The organism is Streptomyces malaysiensis subsp. samsunensis (assembly GCF_024519315.1).
GTDB classification, from domain to species: Bacteria; Actinomycetota; Actinomycetes; order Streptomycetales; family Streptomycetaceae; genus Streptomyces; species Streptomyces malaysiensis.
Genome location: NZ_JANIIC010000066.1, coordinates 33,749 through 57,649, shown reverse-complemented (window position 1 = coordinate 57,649; position 23,901 = coordinate 33,749). Strand labels below are relative to the sequence as shown.

26 protein-coding genes and 2 pseudogenes are annotated in these 23,901 nt (G+C 72.1%); 13 read left to right on the top strand and 15 right to left on the bottom strand.

The genetic code is table 11. The features are described 5' to 3' along the window. Nucleotides 1-239: 239 nt before the first annotated feature. Nucleotides 240-1,259 (bottom strand): NADP-dependent oxidoreductase, encoded by a 1,020-nt coding sequence (locus NQU54_RS39475; protein ID WP_257635197.1) that lies wholly within the window; start codon nt 1,257-1,259, stop codon nt 240-242. 91 nt (nt 1,260-1,350) lie between these two features. On the opposite strand from NQU54_RS39475, the gene NQU54_RS39470 reads away from it, so the two are divergent. Further along, entirely contained in the window at nt 1,351-1,779 is a 429-nt protein-coding gene (locus NQU54_RS39470) for a MarR family winged helix-turn-helix transcriptional regulator (protein ID WP_257635196.1), read from the top strand. Nucleotides 1,780-1,844: 65 nt separating this feature from the next. Here the strand turns inward: NQU54_RS39470 and NQU54_RS39465 are convergent, their stop codons facing one another. The 3 genes from NQU54_RS39465 to NQU54_RS39455 all read right to left on the bottom strand — a co-directional run bounded on the left by NQU54_RS39465 (nt 1,845) and on the right by NQU54_RS39455 (nt 4,490). Next, nucleotides 1,845-2,699 (bottom strand): SCO2400 family protein, encoded by an 855-nt coding sequence (locus NQU54_RS39465; RefSeq protein ID WP_257635195.1) that lies wholly within the window; start codon nt 2,697-2,699, stop codon nt 1,845-1,847. 130 nt (nt 2,700-2,829) lie between these two features. Continuing rightward, nucleotides 2,830-3,717 carry an SMP-30/gluconolactonase/LRE family protein gene (locus NQU54_RS39460; RefSeq protein WP_257635194.1) on the bottom strand — a complete coding sequence of 296 codons (888 nt, stop codon included), beginning with the start codon at nt 3,715-3,717 and terminating at the stop codon, nt 2,830-2,832. Then, entirely contained in the window at nt 3,714-4,490 is a 777-nt protein-coding gene (locus tag NQU54_RS39455; protein ID WP_093705285.1) for an IclR family transcriptional regulator, read from the bottom strand. The genes NQU54_RS39460 and NQU54_RS39455 overlap by 4 nt, the downstream gene beginning before the upstream one ends. Before the next feature lie 198 nt (nt 4,491-4,688). Between NQU54_RS39455 and NQU54_RS39450 the strand changes: the two genes are divergently transcribed. Then, entirely contained in the window at nt 4,689-5,312 is a 624-nt protein-coding gene (locus NQU54_RS39450; RefSeq protein ID WP_257635193.1) for a hypothetical protein, read from the top strand. On the opposite strand, the gene NQU54_RS39445 is transcribed toward NQU54_RS39450, so the two are convergent. The 4 genes from NQU54_RS39445 to NQU54_RS39430 all read right to left on the bottom strand — a co-directional run bounded on the left by NQU54_RS39445 (nt 5,287) and on the right by NQU54_RS39430 (nt 8,637). Further along, the gene (locus NQU54_RS39445) at nt 5,287-5,712 is read right to left on the bottom strand and encodes an OsmC family peroxiredoxin (protein ID WP_102934505.1); all 426 of its coding nucleotides are present in this window, start codon (nt 5,710-5,712) and stop codon (nt 5,287-5,289) included. The genes NQU54_RS39450 and NQU54_RS39445 overlap by 26 nt on opposite strands. Before the next feature lie 81 nt (nt 5,713-5,793). Beyond that, on the bottom strand, nt 5,794-6,441 hold the full coding sequence (locus NQU54_RS39440) for a histidine phosphatase family protein (protein ID WP_257635192.1): 648 nt from the start codon (nt 6,439-6,441) through the stop codon (nt 5,794-5,796). Beyond that, nucleotides 6,434-6,874 carry a thioredoxin gene (gene trxA / locus NQU54_RS39435; RefSeq protein ID WP_069866158.1) on the bottom strand — a complete coding sequence of 147 codons (441 nt, stop codon included), beginning with the start codon at nt 6,872-6,874 and terminating at the stop codon, nt 6,434-6,436. The genes NQU54_RS39440 and trxA overlap by 8 nt, the downstream gene beginning before the upstream one ends. A 233-nt stretch (nt 6,875-7,107) precedes the next feature. Beyond that, entirely contained in the window at nt 7,108-8,637 is a 1,530-nt protein-coding gene (locus NQU54_RS39430) for an FG-GAP and VCBS repeat-containing protein (RefSeq protein WP_257635191.1), read from the bottom strand. Nucleotides 8,638-8,878: 241 nt separating this feature from the next. Between NQU54_RS39430 and NQU54_RS39425 the strand changes: the two genes are divergently transcribed. Beyond that, complete coding sequence (locus tag NQU54_RS39425; RefSeq protein ID WP_257635190.1) at nt 8,879-9,520, top strand: CatB-related O-acetyltransferase; 642 nt, start codon at nt 8,879-8,881, stop codon at nt 9,518-9,520. A 75-nt stretch (nt 9,521-9,595) separates the two neighbouring features. Here the strand turns inward: NQU54_RS39425 and NQU54_RS39420 are convergent, their stop codons facing one another. Beyond that, nucleotides 9,596-10,351 carry a GNAT family N-acetyltransferase gene (locus NQU54_RS39420; protein WP_257635189.1) on the bottom strand — a complete coding sequence of 252 codons (756 nt, stop codon included), beginning with the start codon at nt 10,349-10,351 and terminating at the stop codon, nt 9,596-9,598. A gap of 368 nt (nt 10,352-10,719) precedes the next feature. Here NQU54_RS39420 and NQU54_RS39415 point away from each other — a divergent pair, with 368 nt between their 5' ends. Beyond that, entirely contained in the window at nt 10,720-11,808 is a 1,089-nt protein-coding gene (locus tag NQU54_RS39415; RefSeq protein ID WP_257635188.1) for a trypsin-like serine peptidase, read from the top strand. Between the two features lie 162 nt (nt 11,809-11,970). After that, the gene (locus NQU54_RS39410) at nt 11,971-12,762 is read left to right on the top strand and encodes a polysaccharide lyase family 7 protein (protein ID WP_069866148.1); all 792 of its coding nucleotides are present in this window, start codon (nt 11,971-11,973) and stop codon (nt 12,760-12,762) included. Between the two features lie 61 nt (nt 12,763-12,823). Here NQU54_RS39410 and NQU54_RS39405 read toward each other — a convergent pair whose 3' ends face one another. Next, nucleotides 12,824-13,270: a protein-tyrosine phosphatase family protein gene (locus tag NQU54_RS39405; protein ID WP_069866146.1), complete on the bottom strand. Its 447-nt coding sequence runs from the start codon at nt 13,268-13,270 to the stop codon at nt 12,824-12,826. A 75-nt stretch (nt 13,271-13,345) separates the two neighbouring features. After that, nucleotides 13,346-13,531, bottom strand: a complete 186-nt coding sequence (locus NQU54_RS39400) for a hypothetical protein (protein ID WP_372506263.1) — start codon at nt 13,529-13,531, stop codon at nt 13,346-13,348. 1 nt (nt 13,532) lies between these two features. On the opposite strand from NQU54_RS39400, the pseudogene NQU54_RS39395 reads away from it, so the two are divergent. Together NQU54_RS39395 and NQU54_RS39390 are read left to right on the top strand one after the other, a co-directional pair. Beyond that, nucleotides 13,533-13,928 (top strand): annotated as a pseudogene (locus NQU54_RS39395) (carbohydrate ABC transporter permease); the annotation flags it as partial. Next, a complete protein-coding gene (locus tag NQU54_RS39390; RefSeq protein WP_257635187.1) occupies nt 13,925-14,746 on the top strand; it encodes a carbohydrate ABC transporter permease in 822 nt (273 codons plus the stop codon). The pseudogene NQU54_RS39395 and the gene NQU54_RS39390, both read left to right, overlap by 4 nt. Nucleotides 14,747-14,777: 31 nt before the next feature. Here the strand turns inward: NQU54_RS39390 and secD are convergent, their stop codons facing one another. The 4 genes from secD to NQU54_RS39370 all read right to left on the bottom strand — a co-directional run bounded on the left by secD (nt 14,778) and on the right by NQU54_RS39370 (nt 19,324). Further along, nucleotides 14,778-17,057 carry a protein translocase subunit SecD gene (gene secD / locus NQU54_RS39385; protein WP_257635186.1) on the bottom strand — a complete coding sequence of 760 codons (2,280 nt, stop codon included), beginning with the start codon at nt 17,055-17,057 and terminating at the stop codon, nt 14,778-14,780. A gap of 71 nt (nt 17,058-17,128) precedes the next feature. Further along, the gene (locus tag NQU54_RS39380) at nt 17,129-17,536 is read right to left on the bottom strand and encodes a hypothetical protein (protein ID WP_257635185.1); all 408 of its coding nucleotides are present in this window, start codon (nt 17,534-17,536) and stop codon (nt 17,129-17,131) included. Nucleotides 17,537-17,651: 115 nt separating this feature from the next. Further along, nucleotides 17,652-18,359, bottom strand: coding sequence for a response regulator (locus NQU54_RS39375; RefSeq protein WP_257635184.1), 708 nt, complete (start codon nt 18,357-18,359; stop codon nt 17,652-17,654). A gap of 2 nt (nt 18,360-18,361) precedes the next feature. Continuing rightward, nucleotides 18,362-19,324, bottom strand: coding sequence for a HAMP domain-containing sensor histidine kinase (locus NQU54_RS39370; RefSeq protein WP_257635183.1), 963 nt, complete (start codon nt 19,322-19,324; stop codon nt 18,362-18,364). Between the two features lie 395 nt (nt 19,325-19,719). Here NQU54_RS39370 and NQU54_RS39365 point away from each other — a divergent pair, with 395 nt between their 5' ends. From NQU54_RS39365 to NQU54_RS39340, 6 genes and pseudogenes are all read left to right on the top strand, one after another. Continuing rightward, entirely contained in the window at nt 19,720-20,049 is a 330-nt protein-coding gene (locus tag NQU54_RS39365) for a TraR/DksA family transcriptional regulator (RefSeq protein ID WP_069866326.1), read from the top strand. A gap of 51 nt (nt 20,050-20,100) precedes the next feature. Beyond that, on the top strand, nt 20,101-20,469 hold the full coding sequence (locus tag NQU54_RS39360) for a TraR/DksA family transcriptional regulator (RefSeq protein ID WP_257635182.1): 369 nt from the start codon (nt 20,101-20,103) through the stop codon (nt 20,467-20,469). Continuing rightward, nucleotides 20,466-21,305, top strand: a complete 840-nt coding sequence (locus tag NQU54_RS39355; protein ID WP_102934517.1) for a rod shape-determining protein — start codon at nt 20,466-20,468, stop codon at nt 21,303-21,305. The genes NQU54_RS39360 and NQU54_RS39355 overlap by 4 nt, the downstream gene beginning before the upstream one ends. A 112-nt stretch (nt 21,306-21,417) precedes the next feature. Next, nucleotides 21,418-22,056: an Rv1733c family protein gene (locus NQU54_RS39350; RefSeq protein WP_257635180.1), complete on the top strand. Its 639-nt coding sequence runs from the start codon at nt 21,418-21,420 to the stop codon at nt 22,054-22,056. A 146-nt stretch (nt 22,057-22,202) separates the two neighbouring features. Further along, a pseudogene (locus NQU54_RS39345) lies at nt 22,203-22,705 on the top strand (VOC family protein). Nucleotides 22,706-22,765: 60 nt separating this feature from the next. Beyond that, nucleotides 22,766-23,761, top strand: a complete 996-nt coding sequence (locus NQU54_RS39340; RefSeq protein WP_257635179.1) for an NAD(P)H-dependent flavin oxidoreductase — start codon at nt 22,766-22,768, stop codon at nt 23,759-23,761. Nucleotides 23,762-23,901 lie beyond the last annotated feature (140 nt).

The window sequence follows — 23,901 nt, the reverse complement described above, 5'->3', positions numbered from 1 at the left end:
AGGGGGGGGGGGGGCGGGCCCGCCCCCCACAGGCAACCCCCCCCCCCCCCCCCCCCCCCCCCCCCCCCCCCCCCCCCCGCCCCCCCTCCCCCCCCCCCCCCCCCGCCTCTACCGTGCGGCCGACGTTACGGAGCTGCGGTAGGGGGGACGGGCGCGGCCCGGTGCCCCTGCCAGCGTGTGGCAGGGGCACCGGGCCGGTTGGTCGTCGGTCCGCTCGATACGAAAGCCTTCCCGGTCCGTCAGTCCTCGAAGGCGACGATCATCTTGCCGGTGTTCTCCCCACGGAGCATCCCGAGGAAGGCGTCCACCGCGTTCTCCACACCCTTGACGACGGTCTCGCGGTAGTGCAGCTTGCCCTCGCGGATCCAGCCGCCGACCTCCCGGAAGAACTGGTCCTGGAGGTGCTGGTGGTCGCCGACCAGCATGCCCTGGATCCGCAGCCGCTTGCCGATGACCATCGCGAGGTTGCGCGGGGCGGCGGGCGGCTCGGTGGCGTTGTACTGCGCGATCATGCCGCAGGCGGTGATCCGGCCGTGCACCTTGAGGCGGCTGATGGCGGCCTCGAGGTGCTCACCGCCGACGTTGTCGAAGTAGACGTCGATCCCGTCGGGCGCGGCCTCCTTCAGCTGCTCACCGACCGGGCCGTTCTTGTAGTTGAACGCCGCGTCGAAGCCGTACTCGTCGAGCAGCAGCTGGACCTTCTCGTCCGAACCGGCGCTGCCGATCACCCGGGAGGCGCCCTTGAGCCTGGCGATCTGGCCGACCTCGCTGCCGACCGCGCCCGCCGCGCCCGAGACGAAGACCGCGTCGCCCTCCTTGAAGGACGCGACCTCCAGCAGGCCCGCGTAGGCGGTGAGGCCGGGCATGCCGAGCACGCCGAGGTAGGCGGGGAGCGGGGCGATCTCGGGGTCGACCTTGACGGCGCTCTTGTCGTCCACCACCGCGTACTCACGCCAGCCGCCGAAGTGCAGGACGTGGTCGCCGGCCGAGAGCCCCTCCGCGTTGGAGGCGATGACCCTGCCGACCGCACCGCCTTGCATCGGCTCGTCCAGCTGGAAGGGCGGGACGTACGACTTCACGTCGTTCATGCGCCCGCGCATGTACGGGTCCACCGACATGTAGAGATTGCGGACCAGCGCCTGCCCGGGGGCCGGCTCGGAGACCGGGGCCTCGCGCAGTGCGAAGTCCTCCGGCTTCGGCCACCCCTGGGGGCGGGCGACCAGGTGCCATTCACGGCCGGTGGTGGGGATGACGGACATGGTGGAAGGGCCCTCTCCGACGTTCCAGCAGATGAAACAATCATGCTGCTGGATATTTCATGCTGTCAAGTAAATGGGTACGCTGGTGGGCATGACGCCCCGCATCGACCCGCTGTCCCTCGAGGTCGTCGAGCTCATCGGCACCATCGTGGCCCGCTACCACGAGGAGTACGAGGAGGCGGCGGCCCAGCACTCCCTGACCGGGGCGCAGGCCCGGGTGCTGAGCCTGCTGGCCGGCGGGCCGACGCCGATGCGCCGGCTCGCACAGCAGCTGAAGTGCGAACCGTCGAACGTCACCGGGATCGTGGACCGCCTGGAGTCCCGCGGGCTGGCCGAGCGCCGCCTGGACCCGGCCGACCGCCGGGTCAAGCTGGCCGCGGCCACCGAGGCGGGCCGGGCCACCTCCGAACGGCTCCGGGGCTCGCTCGACTTCGCGCGCGAACCGCTGGCGGAGCTCTCGGACGAGGAGCGCACGATCCTGCGCGATCTGCTCAAACGGATGCTCGGCATCGCGCCGTAAGGGCACCGGACACCACCGGCCCGTGACGCTCCGGTGCGCCCGGCCGGGCGCACCGGAAGACACGGCTAGGTGCACCACCACAGGAAGCGGGTGCAGGTCTCCGAGGGCGTCGGGGTCGGCGTCGGCACGACGGTCGCCGGGGCGGTGGGCCTCGGATTCGACGGGGTGGGCCGATGGGTCGCACCGGGGCCGCCCGGGGCCGAGGAGGAGTCGTCGGACGGATCGGAGGACGAGCCCCCGTCCGGATCGGGCGAGGTGTCGCCGTCCCCGTCCTTGGACTTCCCGCCGTCCTTGCCGTTGTCCTTGTCCTTGCCCTTGGAGGACTCACCGTCCCCGCCGTCCCCCGCCGAGGGGACCGCGCTGGGGTCGTCCGGGTCCCGGGTGACCGGCTCGTCGGAATCCGTCACCCCGCCGCTGCGGTCGGCCACCGGCTCCTGCCGACTGGGCGCCGGGGAGGACTCCCGCCAGTGCCCCTCGGTGGCCAGCTCGGCCACGAACACCGCGGCCAGCACCGGGCCGAGCACCGCCGCCATGATCGCCACTCGGCGCCCCCGGCCCCGGCGGGCCCTACGGGCGCGGTGGCCGAAGATGCCACGGGACTTGGGCTTACGGCGCGAGGCACGGGTGCCACCGGAGCCGCCAGAGCCACCGGAATCGCCAGTGCCACCGGAACCACCGGCGGCATGGGACGCCTGCGCCGCACGCCGGTCGGCCCGCCCTTCGGCACGCGCACCCGCACGCCGGTCGGCCCGGCGCTCCGCACGTCGCTCCGCCCGCGGCGCGGGCACATCGCCCCCGCCGCCCACCTCCCCCGCGTCCGCCGCCGCGGAGGGCAGCCCGAGTTCCTCGGCGGGTCTTCCGCACCCAGGGCAGGAGACGGCTCCGTTGAGATGGCGGCGGCAGGGAGAGCAGTAATCCATTTCGCCGGGCAGGTTATGTGACCAGCAGGTAGGTCAGCAGGACGCGGGGTGAGGATCCTGTGCAAAGAATCGTACGAAAGCCCTTGTCAGGCCCGTGTCCCCGGGACAGCCGGGCTCCGTCCGGCCCCGCTCAGCCGGCGAAGGCGGGCTGTGCGAGACCCTGCCCGGCACCCTCGATGACCAGCAGCGACCCGGCTAGTGGCGGTGCGGAGGCGCCGAGCCCGACCCGTGCCGAGGTCAGATACAGATCGGTGAGGTCCGCACCGCCGAAGGCACACGCGGTCGGGCGCGGGAACGGAAGCTCCACCACCCGATCGAGTGTCCCGTCGGGGGCGTAGCGACGGATCGCGGCGCCGTCCCACAGGGCGACCCACACCGCGCCGTCGGCGTCCACACACAGCCCGTCCGGGAAGCCCGCGCCCTCTTCGACCTCGGCGAACGGCCTGCGGCCCGAAACCGCCGGGCCATCGGCACCGGCCGCCGCCCCCATATCGGGGTCCACATCGAAGACGTCGATACGGCGGGTGGGGGTGTCGATGTAGTACATGAGACGGCCGTCCGGGCTCCAGCCGATGCCGTTGCTGACCGTCACCTCCGGCAGGAACTCCGTAGGGGAGCCGTCGGAACCGACCCGGGAGAGCGTGCCGCCGCCGGCCGCCTCGTCGTAGCGCATGGTGCCCGCCCAGAGCGAGCCGTCGGGCGCCACCGCGGCGTCATTGCCACGGCGGCCGGGGACCGGCTCGCGCAGCAGCCAGTCGAAGCCGCCGTCGGCGCCGTAGACCCCGATGCCGTCGCGGAGGTTGACCACCAGCCCGCCGCCCGCGCGGGGCTTGGCCGCGCCGACGTGCTGCTCGGTGGCCAAGGTGGTGCGGCGGCCGGTGGCGGGGTCGTAGCCGTGGACGCGGGAGGAGAGGATGTCCACCCAGATCAGCCGCCCGGCGGCGGCGTCCCAGGTGGGTCCCTCACCGAGCGCGGCGCTCGCGCGCACCGCTATCTCGAGCGACGGCCGTGTGCTCATATGTCCCGCCTCCGATGTCCCAACCGCACCGACAGTTCTCCCGCGCCCTTGGCCGCGAGACCCTCCAACTCGGTCTGGCGCTCCTCGCTCCAGCGGATCGTCGGCACCGAGATCGACAGCGCCGCGACCACCCTTCCCGTGGAGTCCCGTACGGGGGCCGCCACGCAGTTCACATCCGGGTTGGACTCCCGCTGCTCGACCGCGACACCGCGCTCGCGCACGGCGTCGAGGTGGCGGCGCAGTTCACCGGCGGAGGTGATGCTGTTGTCCGTCATCGCGACCAGCGGCTGATCGCCGGACAGCCGCGCGTCCAGGGCGTCCTCCGGGAGGGAGGCGAGCAGCATCTTGCCGACCGAGGTGCAGTGGGCGGGCAGTCTGCGGCCCGCGGCGGAGACCATGCGGACGGCGTGGGTGGAGTCGACCTTGGCGATATAGATGACGTCCATGCCCTCGAGGATCGCGACATGCACGGTCTCGTCGCAGGTCTCCGCGACGCTCCGGGCCACCTGCTGGCCCTCGGCGGCCAGGTCGAGCTGCTCGGCGTAGCGGCTGCCCAGCTGGTACGGCCGCACCCCGAGCCGGTAGCGGCCGGGCTGGTCGGGCACCTGGACCAGATAGGAGCGGGCGGCCAGAGTGGTGACCAGCTCGTGGACCGTCGTACGGGGCAGTCCGAGTCGACGGGTGATCTCGGGTGCGGAGAGTGTGCCGTCTCCGTCCAGGAAGAGCTCGAGTATGTCCAGAGCCCGAGTCACCGCGGGCACCAGGCGTCCCATAGTGCTCGCCCTCCCCTTCTGGTTCAGATGGCAAGCGTTCGAGATTCCGGCTGATGGCCGGTATCGCGAACACAGATTATGCGGAGGGGACTTCCCCCGGCAATGGTCCGGCAAAGGCACGCTGTGCCGAGCACGCGCCGCCGGTACGTCATGGGACCCGGGACGGGGACGACGCGCCCGTGCGCCACGATAGGAGCCATGGATTCCGCGCCCGGTTCGTTCCCTCAGGCCGACTCGTTCCCCGCCCCCTTCCCCTTCGTCCTCGTGCTGCTGCGCCGGATGGCCGACCACCAGCCGGGGCTGGTCGAGGACGCACTGCGCGAGCTGGGCTTCGGACGTGCGGTGATGCGCGAGGCCAACCGCCGCTGGCAGGCCATGCAGCGCTCGCCCCGGCGGCGCTCGGCCCTCGCCCGCTACCGCGCCGTGCTGGGTCCGCCCGAGTCCACCGCCACCCGCCGGATCGGCGATCTGACCTGCGAGGCGCTGAGCTGGTCCGTACCGCTGTGGCCGGATCTGCGGTTCGAGGTGCTCACCGCGCCGAACGGGGCGGTGTGGAACGAGTGGCTGGTACGCGCTCCCGGCGCGCCCGGACCGCGGCTGCGCACGGCCGACGACCTCGTGCCCTGGTCCTGCACGGTGGACGAGGTGGCCCGCGCCTTCGCGCCTGCGCGACCCATGGAGGGCTCGGCGCCCACCCGCTGGCGGCTCGCCTTCGACGCACCGGAGGCGGAGAACGGTGAACTCCGCCACTATGTGGCGGAGTTCACCTGGGGACTGCTACAGCGCATGGAGAACGTCAGGCCAGCTTCGCCGACAGGGTGATCTCCGTACCGGCGAGCGCCTGGCTCACCGGGCAGTTCTTCTTGGCGTCCTCGGCCGCCGCGGCGAACGCGGCCTCGTCCAGACCCTCCACCGTGCCCTCGACGGTGAGGTGGATACCGGTGATCCCGGTGCCGGGCTGGAAGGTGACATCGGCCTGGGTGGTCAGCTGGGTCGGCGGGTTGCCCGCCTGGGTGAGGCCGTGCGAGAGCGCCATCGAGAAGCAGCTGGAGTGGGCCGCCGCGATCAGCTCCTCCGGGCTGGTCTTGCCGTTCGCCTGCTCGGCGCGGGACGGCCAGGAGACCGCCTGCTCACCGATGCCGGAGGAGTCGAAGGTGACGGTCCCCTTGCCCTCGGCCAGATTGCCCTGCCAGACGGTGTGCGCGGTACGCGTCGTAGCCATGCTCGCTGTTCCCTGCTTCCTGTCGGTGACGTCCGTCTGTCGGTGATGACACGCCGGACGTGAGATACGGGTCGGAGACGATCACCCGGCAGGGGTGCCACCGCCGTCGGTCGCCCCCTGCCCGGAGATCGATTCCGAGCCTACGTTCCAGGCGACCATGGCCGGGCGACCATGCTCAGTTCCGAGTCGGCTCACGGTCGCGGTGTCCAGCCGGAAGAGCGCCCCGGCGGACGGGGGCAGGCCCAGCCGCCGGGCGGTGAGCACCCGCAGTACATGGGCGTGCGCCACCAGCACCACATCGGCGCCGTCCGCCGCCGCCAGCTCGGGGGCGATCCGGGCGAGCACCCGGTCCACCCGGGCGCCGATCCCCTCGGGCGACTCCCCGGGGTGGTCGGGGCCGCCCGGCGGGACGCCGTCGGTCCACAGGTCCCAGTCGGGGCGGGTGCGGTGGACCTCGTCGGTGGTGATGCCCTCGTAGCCGCCGTAGTCCCATTCGCGCAGATCGGGCTCGACCGTGAAGTCCTCGAGCCCGGCGAGCCGTGCGGTCCGCACGGCTCGCTCCATGGGGCTGACCAGGATCAGCCCGATCTTCCGGACGGCGAGCCGCTGACGCAGGGAGCGCGCCTGCTCCTCACCGCGCGGCGTCAGGGGCACGTCGGTCCAGCTGGTGTGCTGGTGCGACCGGCTCCACTCGGTTTCGCCGTGCCGGACCAGCAGCAGGTCAGCCACGGTCGCCGGATGCCTTCTCCTCGCCCGCGACCGCCTGCTCCTTCTCCTCGTCGATGGCCCGCTTCTCGTTCGCCGCGGCGGCGACGGAGGCGCGCACCGCGTCCATGTCGAGGTCGCGGGCCTGGCCGATGACATCCTCCAGGGCCTGCTCGGGGAGGGCGCCGGGCTGGGCGAAGACCGCGATGTTGTCCCGCACGATCATCAGCGTGGGGATGGACTGGATGTCGAAGGCGGCGGCCAGTTCGGGCTGGGCCTCGGTGTCGACCTTGGCGAACAGCAGGTCCTGGTGGCGCTCGGCGGCCTTCTCATAGACGGGTGCGAACATCCGGCACGGCCCGCACCAGGAGGCCCAGAAGTCAATCAGTACGAATTCGCTCCCGGACACGATCTCGTCGAAGTTGTCCTTGGTGAGCTGAACGGTGCTAGTGCTCATGCCTGCGTTACCCGCTTCCCTACGTCGGCAGATGCCACATCGACGGTAACCCCGCCACCGTCCGCCGTTATTCCGGGCCGGTGACGGGGGCGCGGCCGCCGGGAGGGCTAAGCGCTTAGCTGGAAGTGCCCCGACCTGCCGTCGATCGTCTGCGGCGCCGTCGTGGCTGGTCGCGCAGTTCCCCGCGCCCCTTCGGGGCGCCACCGAACCGCAGCCGACTTCCGCCGATCCGCTTAGGCAGTGCGGAAGCGTATGCCCAGGTCGGCGGGGGTGAAGCGGTGCACGTCCGAGGTGGACAGGCCATGGTCGGTGCCCCGGAAGGCCCAGAAGCCGCCCGTCCTGCCCCGGCCGTAGCCGGGCGCGGCGGCGATCACGTCGTCGTGTCCGTCCCCGTCGACGTCGAGCAGCGGCGGCTGCGGGGCGAAGGCATCGGAGCCGTACGGAGTGTGCCGACCGGGCACACCCGGCGTGTCCAGGTCCAGCGCCTGCGCCCCGCCGTCCCCCTCGCGCGCGCCCGCGGCCGGGTCGTACTCGCCGCCGCGCCCGTGCCGTGAGCCGGGCAGCAGGGTGAGCCGCCCGTTGCCGTCGTTCTTCTCCGGGGTGGCCACCACCAGGTCGGGGCGGCCGTCGCCGGTGATGTCGCCGACGGACGGCGAGCCGCCGAAGCCGTCGCCGCGCCGCGCGTCGCCGGACAGGCCCGGACCGGACTGATCGATCGTGAGGTCCGAACGCCCCCGGCCCAGCCCGGACCTGGCGCCGTGGACGACAGTCAGCCGCCCGGAGCCGCGGTGCCGGCCGGGGCCGAGGGTCCCCTGGCCGGGCGCGAGCAGATCGTCGATCCCGTCGTGGTCGGCGTCACCGGCCGCGGGCTCGCGCGGACCGCCCTCCGTGCCGAGGGCGTGGGCCAGGCGCGCCTCGGGCCGCTGGTCCCGCACCAGGCCCTCGGGCCCGCCGCGGTAGTGGGCGACGGGGGTGTCGAGGGGGGCGGTGTCGTCGGGCTCCGGCTGGTCCGGGCGATCCGGCCGATCTGGCTGATCCGGCTGATCCAGTTGTCCGACGTCGTAGCGGTAGGTCAGCACCACATCGGTGCGGTGGTCGCCGTCGAAGTCCCCTGCGGTGGCGCTGGCGGGCGCGGTGCGGCGGGGCCGGTCGGTGGGGAGCGGGGCGGTACGGGCGGGGCGGGCCCCGGTGCCGAACGGCCCGTACAGCACCCGTACCGCGCCCCGGCCGTCGGCCGTCGAGGCCAGCAGGTCGGCCGCGCCGTCCCCGTCGAAGTCCCCGGCGGCCAGCGCCAGAAGTCCGGCGGTGCCACCCCCGAGCGGGCGCGGCGCGGCCAGCCCCCGGGGGCCGCCGCGCAGCACGACGGTCTGCCCCACCCGCTCGGCCCCCGGCGAACTCCCGTGCCGGAACCGCGCCACCACCAGATCGGCGAATCCGTCCCCGTCGAGGTCGGTCCGCAGCAGGGGTCCCACATAGTCGTCCTCGGCGCCGTCGACCACCAGGTGGTGGCGCGGGTCGAGGCCGTGGGCCGAGCCGTAGACCACCGCGAGGCGGGCGGGCAGCGGTCCCCGGGAGGCGCTGGTGGGGCGGATGGCGGTGGCGAAGTCGTCGTAGCCGTCGCCGTTGAAGTCCCCCAGCGGCGCACCGGCCGCTCCCTTCGTGGCCCCCTCCACGGGCCCCCGACCCCCGTGGCCGCCCTCACTGCACCCGGCGAGCAGCAGCACGGACACGGCCACGGCGGCGACGGGAACGGACGGACGCACGGCGGCACCTCGCGGGGCGGATCGAGCGGACACGGGCGACGGACACCGGTGACATGGATACGGGCAGGGACGCGGACGGGGATATGGGTACGGACGCGGACGAAGGCTTCACCGCTCAAGGACTCCAGGGAGCACTCCCGGGTTGCCTCGCGGGCGCCCCGCGGAATGCACGCGACACCGGGGCGCCAAAATTGCGATCATGTCGCGAAACCTCCCCTGAGGGAAGAAAGGGCGATACGCGATGCCGGCCATACCCGCCGATCCGACGGTGCTGCACCCGATGCCCGAGCAGCCGCGGGTGGTGCTGCTGAAGCCGCTGATCACCTCGCCGCTGATCGAGGTCGGGGAGTTCTCGTACTACGACGACCCGGATGACCCCACCGCCTTCGAGACCCGCAATGTGCTGTACCACTACGGGCCCGAGCGGCTGGTCATCGGGAAGTTCTGCGCGCTGGGCGAAGGGGTGCGGTTCATCATGAACGGCGCCAACCACCGCATGGACGGCCCCTCCACCTTCCCCTTCCCCATCATGGGCGGGTCATGGGCCGACCACTTCGACCTGATCACCGGTCTGCCGGGGCGGGGCGACACCGTGGTGGGCCACGATGTCTGGTTCGGCTACCGGGCGACGGTGATGCCCGGCGTCCGCATCGGCCATGGGGCGGTCATCGCCTCCGGTTCCGTGGTGGTGGACGACGTTCCCGACTACGGCATCGTCGGCGGCAACCCGGCCAGGCTCATCCGCCGCCGCTACGACGACGCGGACATCGCCCGGCTGCTGGCCCTGGCCTGGTGGGACTGGCCGATCGAGCACCTCACGGCCCATGTCCGCACGGTGATGTCCGCAAGCGTGGACGAGTTGGAGGCGGCGGCCCCCCGGTAAGCCCTGGCGCGGGGCCGAAGAGAGCCGAAAAGGGCCGGAAGAGGGGCATCCGTAGAACGACCCGCCCCTCCCCTCTCAGCTCTCCAGACTCATGTACAGGCGGGTGCCCCGGGGCTGGTAGCCGACGCGTTCGTAGACACGGCGGGAGCCCTCGCCCGAGTACTCCAGCCACACCGACCGGGCCCCTCGGGCGAACATCGTCTCCGTCAGCCCGGCGGTGACCGCGGCGGCGATGCCCCGGCCGCGGAAGGCGGGCCGGGTGCCCACGCCCGCCAGTTCCGCGGTGCCCACGGCGGGCGCCGAGCAGGTGGCCCCTCCGGCGCAGCCCCCGTCGGGTGCCCGGACGAACCGGACCGCGCCCCCGTGCTCCTGGACGCGGCGCAGCCGGGCCGCCCCCTCCGGGGAGGCGGCGAACTCGCCCGCGAACGCCTCGGACAGCGTGGCGTCGATCGCCAGGTAGTCCTCGTCCGTGGACGGAACCGCCACCGGAAGGGCAGCCGTGCCCTGGGGAATCGCGAGCCTTTCCGGGGTGCACACCAGATACGCGTGCACCGCCTCCACGGTGAACCCCGCCGCGCACAGCGCGGGCTCCACGGCGGGTGCGGCGTCCGGCGCGAACTCCAGCCGCGGCTTGAGATCGCGCACCCGGAACGCCTCGATCAGCTCGATGACGTCCCGGGCGGTGGGGCGGACGCCGGGGAGAGGGGTCGCGTAGTTGATGTACGGGCTGGTGGTGCCGGGGTCGAACCCCGCCACAAAGCCCCCGGTCTCGACGAGCACGGGGCGGCGGCGGAGGTTGGCGACGGCAAAGCTCTGGACGTCAGTGCCCATGGTGATATGAACCTCACGGGAAAACGCGGCGGAAGGCGCCGCGGGAAGCGGAAACGGTGCGCGAACGCGTGGGGCCGCCGTGAGGAGACGCGGTGTGGCACCGATCGCTCAGTGCCGACGGCGGCCGCTGGGGGACGCCGAGTCCATGGGCTTCAGTCCTTATGGCAGGTCGGAGGAGTCGCCGTGCGGAACATATCGCACGGCGTGGCCGAGTGACAGTTCGTTTTGGCGGAGTGCGCGGGAAGCCGACGCCGTCTCAGTTGCCGGTGTCCCAGTGACATGTCGTCGCCCCACTCGCAACCTCGGCCCCCGCCGCACGTCTGACGACATGAACGCCCTTCCATCCCAGCGAACGGAGCATCATGCGCATGACGCACCCCAGGACCGCCACCGCGCGCCTACGCACCCGCCGTACGGCGACCGCGCTGGCCGCCGCGGCCACGATCGCCGGAGTCCTCGCGCCCGCCGCCGGGGCCGTGTCCTCGCCCGACGCCGCACCGAAGGCCGGTTCCCCGGCCGAAGTGAAGGTGGCGGTCCACGCGATGGCGTCGACGGCCCAGGACGAGCGGCGCGTCCGCGCCCACTGGACCCCGGAGCGCATCGCGGCCCTGAACACCCCGCTCTCCGACAACCCGCCCCACGACGCGGCCGACGGAGCCCGGTGGAAGGGCGGCGGCGCCGTCACCACCACGGTGGGGCGGCTCTTCTTCACCGACCACGGCGAGGACGCGAGCTGCACGGCGACGCTCGTGAGGAGCGCGAACCACGGCACGGTCGCCACGGCCGCCCACTGCCTCAACAACACCGACCTGCTGGGCGAGAACAACCAGTGGCAGAGCAACGCCATGTTCGTCCCCGGCTACCGCGAAGGCGAGGCCCCCTTGGGCGCGTTCGTGGTCCGCTGGGGCGTCCTCAACTCCATCTGGCTGGAAAACAACCAGACCGACCCGGTCACCTACGACAGCCACGATCAGGCGTTCGCCGTACTCGGCCGGAACGAGCGCGGGCAGACCGCCGAGGAAGCCGCGGGCACGGCGCAGGACATCGCGTTCGATGTGCCCGGCGACCGTACGGCCTTCGAGTTCGGCTACCCCCGTGCCGCGTCGGACCCCGCCCGCGAGGGGCTGCCGGAGTACACCGGCAGGGCGATGGCGTACTGCCAGGGAACGCCCCGGGAGTACCCGGGCACCCCGGACTTCCCGGAGCCCGAAGGCATCTGGGGCGCGCCGTGCGTCATGGGCGGCGGCGCGAGCGGCGGCCCGCGCTTCAGCGGCTTCTCGGCCACCACGGGACACGGCGCCCTGGTCGGCGTCAACACGCAGTCCGGCCGTATGGACGCCACCGGCGCGGGCTGCGACGACGAGGGGGACCCGGCGTGCGTACGTCATCTGGTGGGACCGCGGTTCACCACCGCGCTCACCGAGCCGCTCCACGAGAAGGCACAGCGCTTGCGCTGAAGGGCGTATGAGGCGGCCCTGGGCGGCTTTCCTCCGCCCAGAGGATTGACGCGGACACACCACGACTCTACCGTCACGACAGGTCTCGTCGTTCATAACGAAACACACTCTTCACCTACATGAACGCCGAGGTCATCCCACCCCCCACGGGAAGGCACTCCCATGCGCATCCGAACGCTGCTCACCGCGCTGGCGACCGTGACCACCGTCATCGGTGGCCTGGCTCTCGCGGTCCCCGCCGGCGCCTCCCCCACGGCCACCTTCGCCGACCCGTCGAAGGCGCCGGGCGGCAACTTCGACCTGTCGGTGTGGCAGCTCCAGGAGCCGGTCGGCTCCCCCGGCAAGCCGACGACCATCCCCTCGTCCCGGCTCCAGGGGGCGAGCGGATTCCAGGACGACTACTTCTACACCGACAAGCGCGACGGGGCGATGACGTTCTGGGCGCCGGAGAAGGGCGTCACCACCCCGAACTCCAATTACGCCCGCTCCGAACTGCGCGAGATGAACCGCAACGGCAGCGCCGCTGACTGGTCGCTGAGCGGCTCGCACAAGTTGCAGGCGACGCTGCGTGTGGTGTCGGTGACGAAGAACGTCTGCGTCGGGCAGATCCACCTCGGCTCGGGCGGGTCCTCCACCAAGCCGCTGGTGGAGCTGTACTACCGCGCCAATGGCGACATCGTCCTCGGCACGGAGAACTCGCCCGACGGCGGTCAGACGCTGCACGACGTGGGCCATGTGTCGATCGGCAAGACGTGGAACTACACGATCGGCGTCTCCGGCGGGAACACCATCGACCTGACGGTCAACGGCAGCACGACGCACTACAACATCCCGTCGTCCTTCTTCCAGTACAAGCAGTACTTCAAGGCGGGCTCGTACAACCAGTCGTCCTCCGAGAGCACCACGAACGGAGCGCGGGTCGGCTTCTACGGGCTGACCGTCTCCCACGGCTGAGCGACCCCACGGACCGACAGCCGTAAAGGCCCGGCGCCCACGGCGCCGGGCCTTCGCGCCGTCAGCCTGCCGGGAACCGGGCCACCCAGCGCCGCTGCCAAGGGGTTTCGACGGCCCGGGGGTGATGGTGTGCACGCGTCCAGGCGACGGCGTCCGCGGGGGACACACCCGCGAGGACGGCCAGGCAGGCGATGACCGTTCCGGTGCGGCCGACACCGCCCCCACAGGCGACTTCGACGGACGTACCCGCCCGCGCCCGTTCATGCAGCGCGCGGATCCGCCGCACGGCCAGGTCGCGGTCGCGGGGCAGCAGGAAATCGGGCCACTCGATCCACGCGCGCTCCCACTCCAGCTCCCCGTCGTGCCGGTCGCGCAGCCGGGCGGACCCCAGATAGAGGCCGAAGCCGGGCAGGGGCCCGTCCGGTCGTGGGCGGCGCAGACCGCGGCCACGGACCCAGGAGCCGTCCGGAAGCCGGAGCGCGCCCGGCAGTGGTGCTTCGTCGCTCATCGACGGACTATACGTCGCACCACGGACGCTCGTCCGTCGAAGTTGACGTCGGCGCCGGGGAAAGCAACGTGCTAGCTAGGACGTGTGGCCGCCGAAGACCGCGGCCACTTCGGGGATGCGGTCGATGTAGCCTTCGAGCAGCTTGCGGCCGACCGTCACCGAGTCGACCAGGGGATGGAGGGAGAACGCCTTCGCGGCATCGGCGCGGGAACCGGTGGTGGCCGCGCCGATGGTGAGCGGGTGGACGCCATTGGCGTCCACGGTGACCGGCACCTGGCTGGAGATCGGCCTGTGCCTGGTGCTGTTCATCGCCGGCATCGGACAGATCCCGGCGGAGCTGTACGAGGCGGCGAAGCTGGACGGGGCGGGCGCGGTACGGGAGTTCTTCGCCGTCACCCTGCCCGGACTGCGCGGGCAGATCACCATCGCGCTCACCCTCACCGTGATCGCCGCCCTGCGCACCTTCGACCTGGTGTACGTCGCCACCCACGGCGGTCCGGGCAACGCCACCAGCCTGCCCGCCTACGAGGTCTACAACCGGGCCTTCGGCACCGGCCAGGTCGGCTCGGCCTGTGCCATCGCCGTCGTCCTGACCGCGGTGATCCTCCTTCTCACCTTCCTGATCACCAAGGTCCAGCCACGGGAGGACGAGAAGTGATCTCCAGCCGCGAACGCGTGCTCAACTACGCCATCCTCACGATCTTCGCCGCGCTGGCCCTGCTGCCGCTGATCGGCGTGGTGGCGTCCGCACTGACCCCCGCCGCGGAGTCCGGGCCCTCCTTCACCTGGCCTCGCCATCCGGACCTCGGCAACTTCGGCACCGCCTGGCGCCAGGGCCACTTCGCCACCTATCTGACCTCCAGCCTGCTGGTGGCGGTGTCGGTGGTGGTCCTGACGGCCGTCCTGGCGATCCTGGCGGGCTTCTCCTTCGCACACTTCGACTACCCCGGCCGATCACTCCTCTTCTACGTCACCCTCATCGGGCTCATGGTGCCGCCCGAAGCCTTCGTCATCCCGCTCTACTTCAATCTGCGCGACACCGGACTCACCGACTCCTACTGGTCGCTGATCCTCCCGCAGACCGCCCAGTCCCTCGCCTTCAGCGTCTTCTGGATGCGCAACTTCTTCCGCTCGGTGCCGGTGAGCGTCATCGAGGCGGCGCGTCTGGACGGGGCGTCCGACTGGCGGCTGCTGTGGCGGATCCTGGTGCCCACCAGCCGTCCCGCGCTGCTGACGATGGCGATGCTGGTGTTCATGTGGACCTGGAACGAGTTCCTGCTCCCGCTGGTCATGATCACCGACGAGAGCAAGCGCACCGCGCCGCTCGGCCTGGCCTTCTTCCAGAGCGAGCACACCACCCAGTACTCCGTGCTGGCTGCCGCGTCCATCATCGTCGCCCTGCCCGTCGTCGCCTCGTACGTCTTCCTGCAACGGCACTTCATCTCCGGCATGCTCTCCGGCGCGGTGAAGGGCTGAACGAGCGGGCCCCGACCGCCGGGTCGGCCGGCTACGACCGTGACGGCTTCCGGTCCGGATGCAGCTCGATGGTGAGCGCGGCGGCGATGAAGATGGAGGAGTAGGTGCCGACCGCCAGGCCGATGAGCAGGGCGAGGGCGAAGTCGGCGAGGGTGTCGTCGGCGATCACGGCGAGGGCGGTGAGGATGAGTGCCGCGCCCATACCGGTGTTGACGGTCCGTGGCAGGGTTTGCAGGATCGCCTTGTTCGTCAACCGGCCGAGCGGCGTTCCGCGGTCGCGGTCGAGCAGTTCGCGGACCCGGTCGAAGAGGACGACGGAGTCGTTGACCGAGTAGCCGATGACGGTCAGCAGGGCGGCCAGGAAGACCCCGTCGATGGGTTTGCCGAGCCAGGCGAAGACGCCGATGAGGATCACCACATCGTGGGCGAGCGCGGCGACGGCCGAGGTCCCGAAGATCCAGCGGAAGCGGACCGCGAGATACAGCAGTTGGGCGCCCAGGGCGAGGGAGAGGGCGATGAGGGCGTTGCGGCGCAGCTCATCGCCCATGCTGGGGCCGATCAGCTCATCGCGGACCTTCTTCGTCCCACCGCCGAGGCCGCTGATGGTCTCGGTGACGGTGGCCTCTTCGGTATTGGTCAGCTTCTCGGCGCGCACCGTGAGCCCGGTGTCGCCGGAGGACTGTACGACCGCGCGGGGGAACCCGGCGTCGGTGAGGGCGGTGCGGGCCCGGTCGGGGTCGACGGGGCTGCTGGTGGCGTACTCGATCAGTCGGCCGCCGGTGAACTCGATGCCGAAGTTCAGGCCGCGTACGACTATGCCCGACGCGGCCAGGACGAGGAGGGCGGCGGAGGCGGCCAGCCAGCGGCGCGGACGGCGCAGCGGGACCGGGTCGCGGCGCAGCAGCCGGTCGCGCACCCATCCGATGCTCGCGATCCCGGTCATACGAGGCCGGCGGAAGACCGCGGGGCGGCCGACCGCGAACTCGGCGAGCACCCGGCTGATCACCAGGGCGCTGATCATCGAGGCGAGGACGCCGATGCCCAGGGTGATGCCGAAGCCGCGTACCGGACCGGAGGCGAAGGCGAACAGCAGGCCCGCGGCGATCAGCGTCGTGATGTTGGAGTCGGCGATCGCGCTGAGGGCACCGCGGAACCCGGCCTTCAGTGCCGAGCGGGGGCTGGGGCGGCTGCGGGCCGCGTACTCCTCCCGGGCCCGTTCGAAGACCAGGACGTTGGCGTCCACGGCCATGCCGATCGACAGGACGAACCCGGCGAGGCCCGGCAGGGTCAACGTGGCGCCGAGCGCGGCCAGGGCGGCGTAGGAGATGAGGCCGTAGCAGGCCAGGGCCACGGTCGCGAGCAGGCCGAGGAACCGGTAGACGGCGATGATGAACAGCGCGGTCAGCGCGGTGCCGACCACGGCGGCCCAGGCCGCGGCCTCGATGGCCGCATCGCCGAGCGTGGCGCCGATGGTGCGCTGTTCGACGGTCTCGACCGGTACGGGCAGGGCGCCACCGGAGATCAGCAGAGCCAGTTCGCGGGCTTCGCTGTCGTCGAAGGAGCCGGTGATCTGGGTGGTACCGCCCGGGATACCGGCCCCGCACCCCACGGAGGGGTCGACCTGCGGCGCGGAGATGATCTTGTTGTCGAGGACGATGGCGACCCGGCGCTGTGGATCACCGGCCGGATGACAGGCGGCGTCCGCGGTGACCTTCCGCCATCGGTCATGGCCGGTCTTGGTGAAGTCGACGGTGACATGCCATCCGGCACCGCCCTGCTGGTCGAAGCCGGCGTCGGCGCCCTTGACGTGTTGTCCGGTCAGATCGGCGGCCCCCAGTCGCAGGGGCTGTCCGGACTCGTCCGACAGAACGCGCTCCTTGGCCGGATCGGCCGGCGGGGCGGCGGCGCGGTCGGACTTCCCGGCCGGGCCGAGGACCGGGTGGACGGTGAGCTGCGCGGTGCGGCCCAGCACATCGGCGGCCTTCTTCGGATCGTGCACGCCGGGCAGCTCGACCAGGATGCGGTGGTCGCCGGAGCGGACGATGGTCGGTTCGGCGACGCCGAGCGCGTCGATACGGCCGCGCAGCACCTCCACGGTGCGGTCGGTGGCCGCGCTGTCGGCCTTGGTGGTGGGGGTGGAGCGGGTCTCCAGCATGATCTGGGTGCCGCCGCGCAGATCGAGGCCGAGGCGGACCGGCGTGGTGAGGGCGATGGCCAGCGATCCGGCGATCACGACGAGGGTGAGCAGCACCCGCAGGCGCAGCGACTTGTTCCGTTTGTTCCGGCTGTTCCGGCTGTTCCGGCGTTTCAACACGAGCCTCCGGCAGGCATGCCGCGGCGGCGGCGCACGCGGCCGCGGCGGAAGAAGGGTGATGGGTTGCGTCAGGTGCCGGGGGACGCCGGAGGTGCCCGGCCGCGCTGCTGGGCCCATCGGCCGGAAGGGACGGGTGCGCATGCGCAAGGCCCTGCTGTGCGGGTGCCGGCAGCCGGGCCGGTATCCGTACCGCGAGGGTGGGTGGCGTGGTGATCCGGCAGGGAGGGGCGCTCGCCGAGGTGGTCGTGCCGGGCCCTGGCCCAGGCCGCGCGGGCGGCGGCCCACGCGTCGTCCGCGTGGGGAGCGGTGTCCGGGCGCTCGGCGCTCGTGGCCGCCGGGGCGGGGTGGGGCGCCGGAGCGGAGGCGGCGCGCGCGGTGTCGGCGGGAACCAACGCCAGCAGAACGGCGAGGAGCACGACGAGCGTGCCCGCGAGCCGGTGGCCGGCGGGCGGGATGGTGCGGGGTGCCGGGCGCATCCACCGTCCCTTTCCTGCTGGGTGCTCGACTTCCTGCTGAGTGCTCGACGCGGGGTGCCGGTCCGGAGCCCCGGCCGGGGAGTAGGCGATCGGAGCCCCGGACGCTCATGGGGGGTCAGGGTTCGATGAGACCGGCGCGGATGGCGTAGCGGGCCAGCTCCAGCCGGTCGTGCAGACCGAGTTTGTGCAGGATGTTGGAGCGGTGCCGGTGCACGGTCTTGACGCTGATGAACAGCATCTCGGCGATCTCCTTGGAGGAGTGCCCCTCGGCGACGAGTTTGACGACCTCCTCCTCGCGGGGGGTGAGGAGCTGGTCGGAGTCCTCCTCGCCGTGCCGGACGCGGTCCAGATAGGTGCGGATGAGGGCGGTGACCGCGCCGGGGTAGAGGAACGGCTCGTTGCGCATCGCGGCCCGGCAGGCGGCGACCAGATCGCGGTCGGCGACCGACTTCAGCACATAGCCGCAGGCCCCGGCCTTGAGCGCCTGGAACAGATACTGCTCGTTGTCGTGCATCGTCAGCATCAGGATGCGCAGGGCCGGCTTGAGCGCCGCCAGTTCGCGGGTGGCCTGGAGCCCGGTCAGCCGCGGCATGGCGATGTCGAGCACGGCCAGGTCGATCTCCTGGTTCCGGGCCGCCTCGATGGCCTCGGCGCCGTCCCCGGCCTCGGCGACGACCTCCAGGTCGGGTTCCCGGTCGAGGATCAGGCGCACACCGCGGCGTACCAGAGCGTGGTCGTCGGCGAGCAGGATACGGATCGGCGTGGCGGTCCCGGGAGACGGTGCCGGGGCCGCGGTGGGCTCGGTCGGGGTCGGATCGTGCATGGTCAGGGCTGCTTCCTGGGGACGGGTGTGATGAGGCGGATCCGGGTGCCGGTGCCGGGTGTCGAGGTGATGTCCAGGGTGGCCCCGGCGAGCAGGGCCCGTTCGCGCATACCGCGGATCCCGGCGCCTTCGCAGGCGGCCTCGATACCGCGGCCGTCGTCGGTCATCTCCAGCACCACCGCCTCGCCGGAGCGGTGCAGGCTCACCTCGACCCGGTGCGCGTCCGCATGGCGGGCCACATTGGTCAGGCTCTCCTGGGCCACCCGGTACAGGACGAGCTCGCTCTCCGGGTCGAGGGCGGGCAGATCGGCGTCGAGGCGGCGTACGACACGCAGCCCGGTGTGGGTGGCGAAGTCCTGGGTGAGCGAGGTCAGCGCGCTGACCAGGCCCAGGTCGTCCAGGACGCCGGGGCGCAGACGGCGCACCAGGCGGCGGACCTCGTCCAGGCTCTCCCGGGTGATCTCCTGGGCCTGCTGGAGGTCCTCGCGCAGCGGCTCGGGGGCGTCGTCCGCGGCGCGCTTGAGCACCAGCAGGATCGCGGTCATGCTCTGCCCGACCTCGTCGTGCAGTTCCTGGGCGATACGGCGGCGTTCCGCCTCCTGGGCCAGCAGCACCCGGGCGCTGGCCGTGGCGCGTTCATGCTCCAGCCGGTCGAGCATGGCGTTGAAGGCGCGGATCAGCTCGGACACCTCGCTGCCGGCGCCGGCGCCGGGCACGGGCAGCCGCTGGCCGGGGCGCAGCAGGTCCACGGTGGTCATCAGCCTGGTCAGCCGCTCCAGCGGGGCCAGGCCCCAGCGCAGCAGGGTGCCGTTGGCGATCAGCATGACGGCGAGACCGCCGACCAGGATGATCGCCTCGGTCAGCAGCACCGGCACCGAGACGGTCACCGGCGCCCACAGCAGCAGCGCCGTGGCGGTGCCCAGCACCACGGCGTTCAGCCCGAAGATCCGCCAGAACAGCGACACCGGGAAAACTCCTCCTTCTGCGTACCGACTGTGATCAGTTCTACTGTCGGTCATCGCATCCGGGCGGAGCTGCGGCAACTGGTCACGACAGATTCCGGCCCAGCCTGCCTCCCCTTACCGCGCGCGGTCGATGGGGTCCGGCCCCCATATCCGAGGTGGCCGGGTACCCATCCGCCGTTCCCCGTCGGCGCCGTGTGGTCACCACTGCCCAGGGCAAATGGGGTCTGCGCCCGATGGGCTTCCGGCGCCGGGTCGAGCAGAGTCGTAGGTGACCGAGCCGCCCGGTTCGGCCGATTCGTGGTCGGGGAGACCGCGGCCGGCGGAACCGGGCGGCCACTGCTGCGCCCGGTGCGCTTTGATGCCCCGCCGGGCGCGCTGAGAGAAAGGACCTCATCGTGTCGCTCGACACCGCCGAGACCGGTCCCCGCCCCGGGCGGCTGACCGCCCACGAGGCCCGCCAGCGCCTCGAGCACGCCCGCAACAGCCGCCTGGCCCAGCTGCAAGCCCTCAAGGAAACCGGCCAGAGCACGGACGACCATCTGGTGTCCGCGCAGACGGAGGCGATCCAGCGGGTCCTCACCGAGATCGACGAGGCGTTCGCCCGCGTCGACGACGGCTCCTACGGCACCTGCCAGGGCTGCTCCAAGCCCGTCCCCGCCGAACGCCTGGAGATCCTCCCCTACACCCGGCACTGCGTGGCCTGCCAGCGCCGCGCCGCCGCCTGACCAGCGCCCCGTCCCACCCGTCTTCGTCTCCGCCCTGCTCAAAGGGGTGAAGTGGTGAACCACCAGACCATGGGCGACCGTGCCGCGCACCTGTCGCCCGAGGATCTCGCCGCACTGCGGGAGAACCTCCATGAACAGCGCCTGTTCCGCCAGGAACAGCTGCGGCGGATCGCCTCGGCGCCCCGCGCCGAGGACCTGCTCCGGCGCCGCTCCGCGGCCCAGGCCGAAGTGCACATCAAACTCGCCGCCTCCGCGCGTATGGTCCTCGCCGATGTGGAGGCGGCGCTGCAACGCATCGCCGAAGGCAGCTACGGCGCCTGCCATCTGTGCCGGCGCCCCGTCGAACGGGAACGCCTGATGATCGTTCCGCAGGCCCGCTACTGCGGACGGTGCCAGCAGGTGCGGGAGGCCGGGCGATGACCGTCATCCGGCGCCTCCGGGCCGGCTCCCGCATCAGGCACCGGCACCGGCCCTGGCCGTTGTGCCGGCACTGCTGCGGCCTCGCCCTCGACATGGGCAGCGCCCGCACCCGCGCCTGGATCGCCGGCCGCGGAACGATCATCGACGTACCCACCATCACCTTCCCCGGCGCCGGGGCGGTCCACCCGATCCAGCGCGGTGCCATCGTGGACGTACCGGGGACGGCCCGGATGCTCGACCGGCTGCTCAGCCGTCGGCTGCCCCGCCTCACCCGGCCGCTGGTGGTGGTCACCGCGCCGGTGCTGGACGGCCCCGCCTACCGGGAACGTGCCCGCACCGCCGTGGAGGTCCTGCGCCCGCGCGCGGTCCTGACCGTGCCCACCGCGCGGGCCATCGCCCTGGCCGCCAACGCCGACCTCTCGCTGCCGCTGCTGGTGGTGGACATAGGCGCCCACCTCACCGAAGTGGTGCTCCTCGTCGACGGCATCGTCTTCGACGCCCGCCGTACCGCCCTGGGCACCACCGATCTCGCCGACGCCGGTGCCACGGCGGAGATCAGCGAGGCCATCACCGGCATGATCACCTCGATGCTGCGGCAGGACCGTACGTCTCTCACCGCCGATGCCCTGAGCCGGGGAGCCCTTCTGGCCGGCGGCGGCGCCCTGCGCCCCGACCTCACCCGCAGGCTCATCGGCGGACTGCACGCGCCGCTGCGGGCGGTCCCGGCACCCCATACCGCCGCGGTCCGTGGCGCCGCCAAGATCCTGCAAGCCGCGCACGCCCATCCCTCGGCGGGCGGCACGTCCCCGCCCGGACCCGGGCCGCTCTCCCGCTGAGCCCGGTCCCCCTCGGCTTTTCCCTCCCCGCACCGGCCGCGCGCCGGTCGCGGTCGCACGCCCACTTCTGCCCAGCTTCTGTCCAGCTTCCGTCCAGGAAAGGAGACCCACAGTGTCCGGCGTGATACCTCATGCGCAGCCGCCCCCCGACCCCCGACACGACAAGCCCGTCCATCCCCTGTCGCTGTGGCGCTGGCGGCACAATCCGCTGTACCGGTACACCGACCGTCTCCAGGGCTGGATCGCCCTGGCGCTGCTGCTGCTCGTGCCGGTCCTGGGACTCGGTGCCATGTTCGTCGCCGGTGGCGCCGCCCAGCACCACTACCGCGCGGCCGCCGAGCACCGGAAGGAGACCCTGCACCGCACCACCGCCGTCCTCACCCATGACGCCCCGGGTCACCCGGAGCCCGGATCGGCGGAGGCGAGAGAGACCCGCTACCCGGCCACGGTCCGCTTCACCGATCCGGACGGGCGGACCCGCACCGCCAAGACCGACGTCCTGCCCGGCCTGGCCGCGGGGAGCTCCGTCCACGTCTGGGTCGACAAGGACGGGGCGATCGCCGAACCGCCCATGCCCGATGCGCAGATCCGCAGCCGCACCATGGGCTGGGCGCTCATCGCCTTCGTGACCGTCACCCTCGCCGGTGCCGCCGTCTACCGCTGCACCACCGTGGTCCTGCGCCGGCGCAATCTCGCCGAGTGGGACACCGAGTGGGCCGAGACCGCACCACGCTGGACCACCTCCCCCTGAGCCCCGGCTCCGCACTCGGGACAGCGGCCGGCCGCGACCCCGGCGCATATCGCGCTCCCACCGGGTTACCCAGGGGGGACGAGCCGGGCATGAGAAGCGCGCATGCGCTCGGCCCGGCTCTCCACCAGCGAGAAGGGACCACGGCGATGACGGCTCCCCGCGATGTGCCCGCACCTGAGCAGGGGCTCGTTCTCACCCACTTTCTGACCGTGCGCGACGTCGCGAGATCGAGGCGCTTCTACGCGGACGTCCTCGGCGGCGAGGTCGTACTGGAGGAGAATCCGGCCATCGTGAAGGTGGCCAACAGCTGGATCATCATGAACCCCGGAGGCGGCCCCACCCCGGACAAGCCCGGCATAACCCTCGTACCACCGGACGACGGTGACACCGTGTCCAGTTTTCTGAACGTCCGTGTCGCCGACATCGGCGCCTTCTACGCCGCCGCCGTGGCCAAAGGAGCGGAGTTCCTCACCGTGTCGCCGACATCGGCGCCTTCTACGCCGCCGCCGTGGCCAAAGGAGCGGAGTTCCTCACCGAGCCCATCGACCGCAAGGCCGAGCTGCGCTGCTATCTGCGTGACCCCGACGGCTACCTCATCGAGGTCGGGCAGGCCACCGGTCTGCTCCGGGGGGTGTTCGCCGACCGTTAGCCGGCCGGGGCCGCCGCGTCGCTCGCGGGCCGGGCCCGCCGCGTTCGTTAGCGTCGCCCCGTGCTGCATACGAGATTCACCGAAATGTTCGGTATCACCTACCCGGTGATGTCGGCCCCCATGGGCCTGCACAGCGGCGGAACGCTCGCCGCCGCCGTATCCGCCGCCGGTGGGCTCGGCTCCTTCGCGGGGACGCACCCCTGGAAGGGGCCCGACTGGATCCATGCCGAGATCGCGACCATCCGCGCCACGACGGACCGCCCGTTCGGAGTCGGCTTCATCACGCCGTTCCTCCCCTTCACCGAACCGCATTTCGACGCCGCGCTGGAGGAGCGGCCGGAGATCATCGCGCTGTCGTTCGCCGACCCCCGGCCGTGGCTCGCCCGCGCCAAGGACGCGGGGACCCGGGTGCTGTGCCAGGTCCAGAACTACGAGGACGCGGAGGTGGCCGTCGCCGCGGGCGCCGATGTGCTCGTGGCACAGGGCAACGAGGCCGGTGGCCACACCGGGACGATGGGACTGCTGCCGTTCCTGGCCGGAATCGTGCGGCGTCACCCCGATGTCCCGGTGCTGGCCGCGGGGGGCATCGGCGACGGCCGGACGCTCGCGGCGGTCCTCACCGCCGGTGCGGACGGCGCCTGGCTGGGCACGGCATTCCTCGCCACCCCCGAGGCGGTCGAGGTGCACGACGCCCATAAGCGGCTGATCGTCGAGAGCGACGGCGGCGACACCGTATGGACGCGGACCTACAACATCGTGTCGGGGCTGCCCTGGCCGGAAACCCTCGGCGAACGCGTCCGCCGCAATCGGTTCACCGACGAGTGGTCGGAGCGTGAGTCAACACTCCAGAACCGCAGAGCGGAATTCGCACCCCCGGAAGACGTCCACCCCGTCGAGGCCCCGCCCGACCCCGACACGAGCGAGATCATCTACGGTCAGTCGGCATGCTTCGTCGACGCCGTCCGCCCCGCCGCGGACGTGGTCCGGACGATCAGCGAAGAGGCCGAGGCGATCCTGGACTCACGGCCTCGATCGCTACGCACAGCAGTCAGGTGACCCCTGAGCCGTTGGAGCCGCCTGCGCCCTGCCGGGTCCCTGGATCTTCGTCCGAACGAATGAACGGAAGCCATCGCCGAGGAGCGCTGCCGGTCCGCATCCGCGGGCAGCCTCCTCGAACGTCACCTCCAATGGCGTAT

Coding starts and splice junctions, on each gene's coding strand:
- NQU54_RS39470 (WP_257635196.1), top strand. CDS start 1,351: ATGACGCCCCGCATCGACCCGCTGTCCCTCGAGGTCGTCGAGCTCATC.
- NQU54_RS39475 (WP_257635197.1), bottom strand. CDS start 1,259: ATGTCCGTCATCCCCACCACCGGCCGTGAATGGCACCTGGTCGCCCGC.
- NQU54_RS39405 (WP_069866146.1), bottom strand. CDS start 13,270: ATGAGCGACGAAGCACCACTGCCGGGCGCGCTCCGGCTTCCGGACGGC.
- trxA (WP_069866158.1), bottom strand. CDS start 6,874: ATGAGCACTAGCACCGTTCAGCTCACCAAGGACAACTTCGACGAGATC.
- NQU54_RS39455 (WP_093705285.1), bottom strand. CDS start 4,490: ATGGGACGCCTGGTGCCCGCGGTGACTCGGGCTCTGGACATACTCGAG.
- NQU54_RS39460 (WP_257635194.1), bottom strand. CDS start 3,717: ATGAGCACACGGCCGTCGCTCGAGATAGCGGTGCGCGCGAGCGCCGCG.
- NQU54_RS39420 (WP_257635189.1), bottom strand. CDS start 10,351: ATGGGCACTGACGTCCAGAGCTTTGCCGTCGCCAACCTCCGCCGCCGC.
- NQU54_RS39375 (WP_257635184.1), bottom strand. CDS start 18,359: ATGCACGATCCGACCCCGACCGAGCCCACCGCGGCCCCGGCACCGTCT.
- NQU54_RS39410 (WP_069866148.1), top strand. CDS start 11,971: ATGCGCATCCGAACGCTGCTCACCGCGCTGGCGACCGTGACCACCGTC.
- NQU54_RS39450 (WP_257635193.1), top strand. CDS start 4,689: ATGGATTCCGCGCCCGGTTCGTTCCCTCAGGCCGACTCGTTCCCCGCC.
- NQU54_RS39355 (WP_102934517.1), top strand. CDS start 20,466: ATGACCGTCATCCGGCGCCTCCGGGCCGGCTCCCGCATCAGGCACCGG.
- NQU54_RS39380 (WP_257635185.1), bottom strand. CDS start 17,536: ATGCGCCCGGCACCCCGCACCATCCCGCCCGCCGGCCACCGGCTCGCG.
- NQU54_RS39425 (WP_257635190.1), top strand. CDS start 8,879: ATGCCGGCCATACCCGCCGATCCGACGGTGCTGCACCCGATGCCCGAG.
- NQU54_RS39445 (WP_102934505.1), bottom strand. CDS start 5,712: ATGGCTACGACGCGTACCGCGCACACCGTCTGGCAGGGCAATCTGGCC.
- NQU54_RS39415 (WP_257635188.1), top strand. CDS start 10,720: ATGACGCACCCCAGGACCGCCACCGCGCGCCTACGCACCCGCCGTACG.
- NQU54_RS39465 (WP_257635195.1), bottom strand. CDS start 2,699: ATGGATTACTGCTCTCCCTGCCGCCGCCATCTCAACGGAGCCGTCTCC.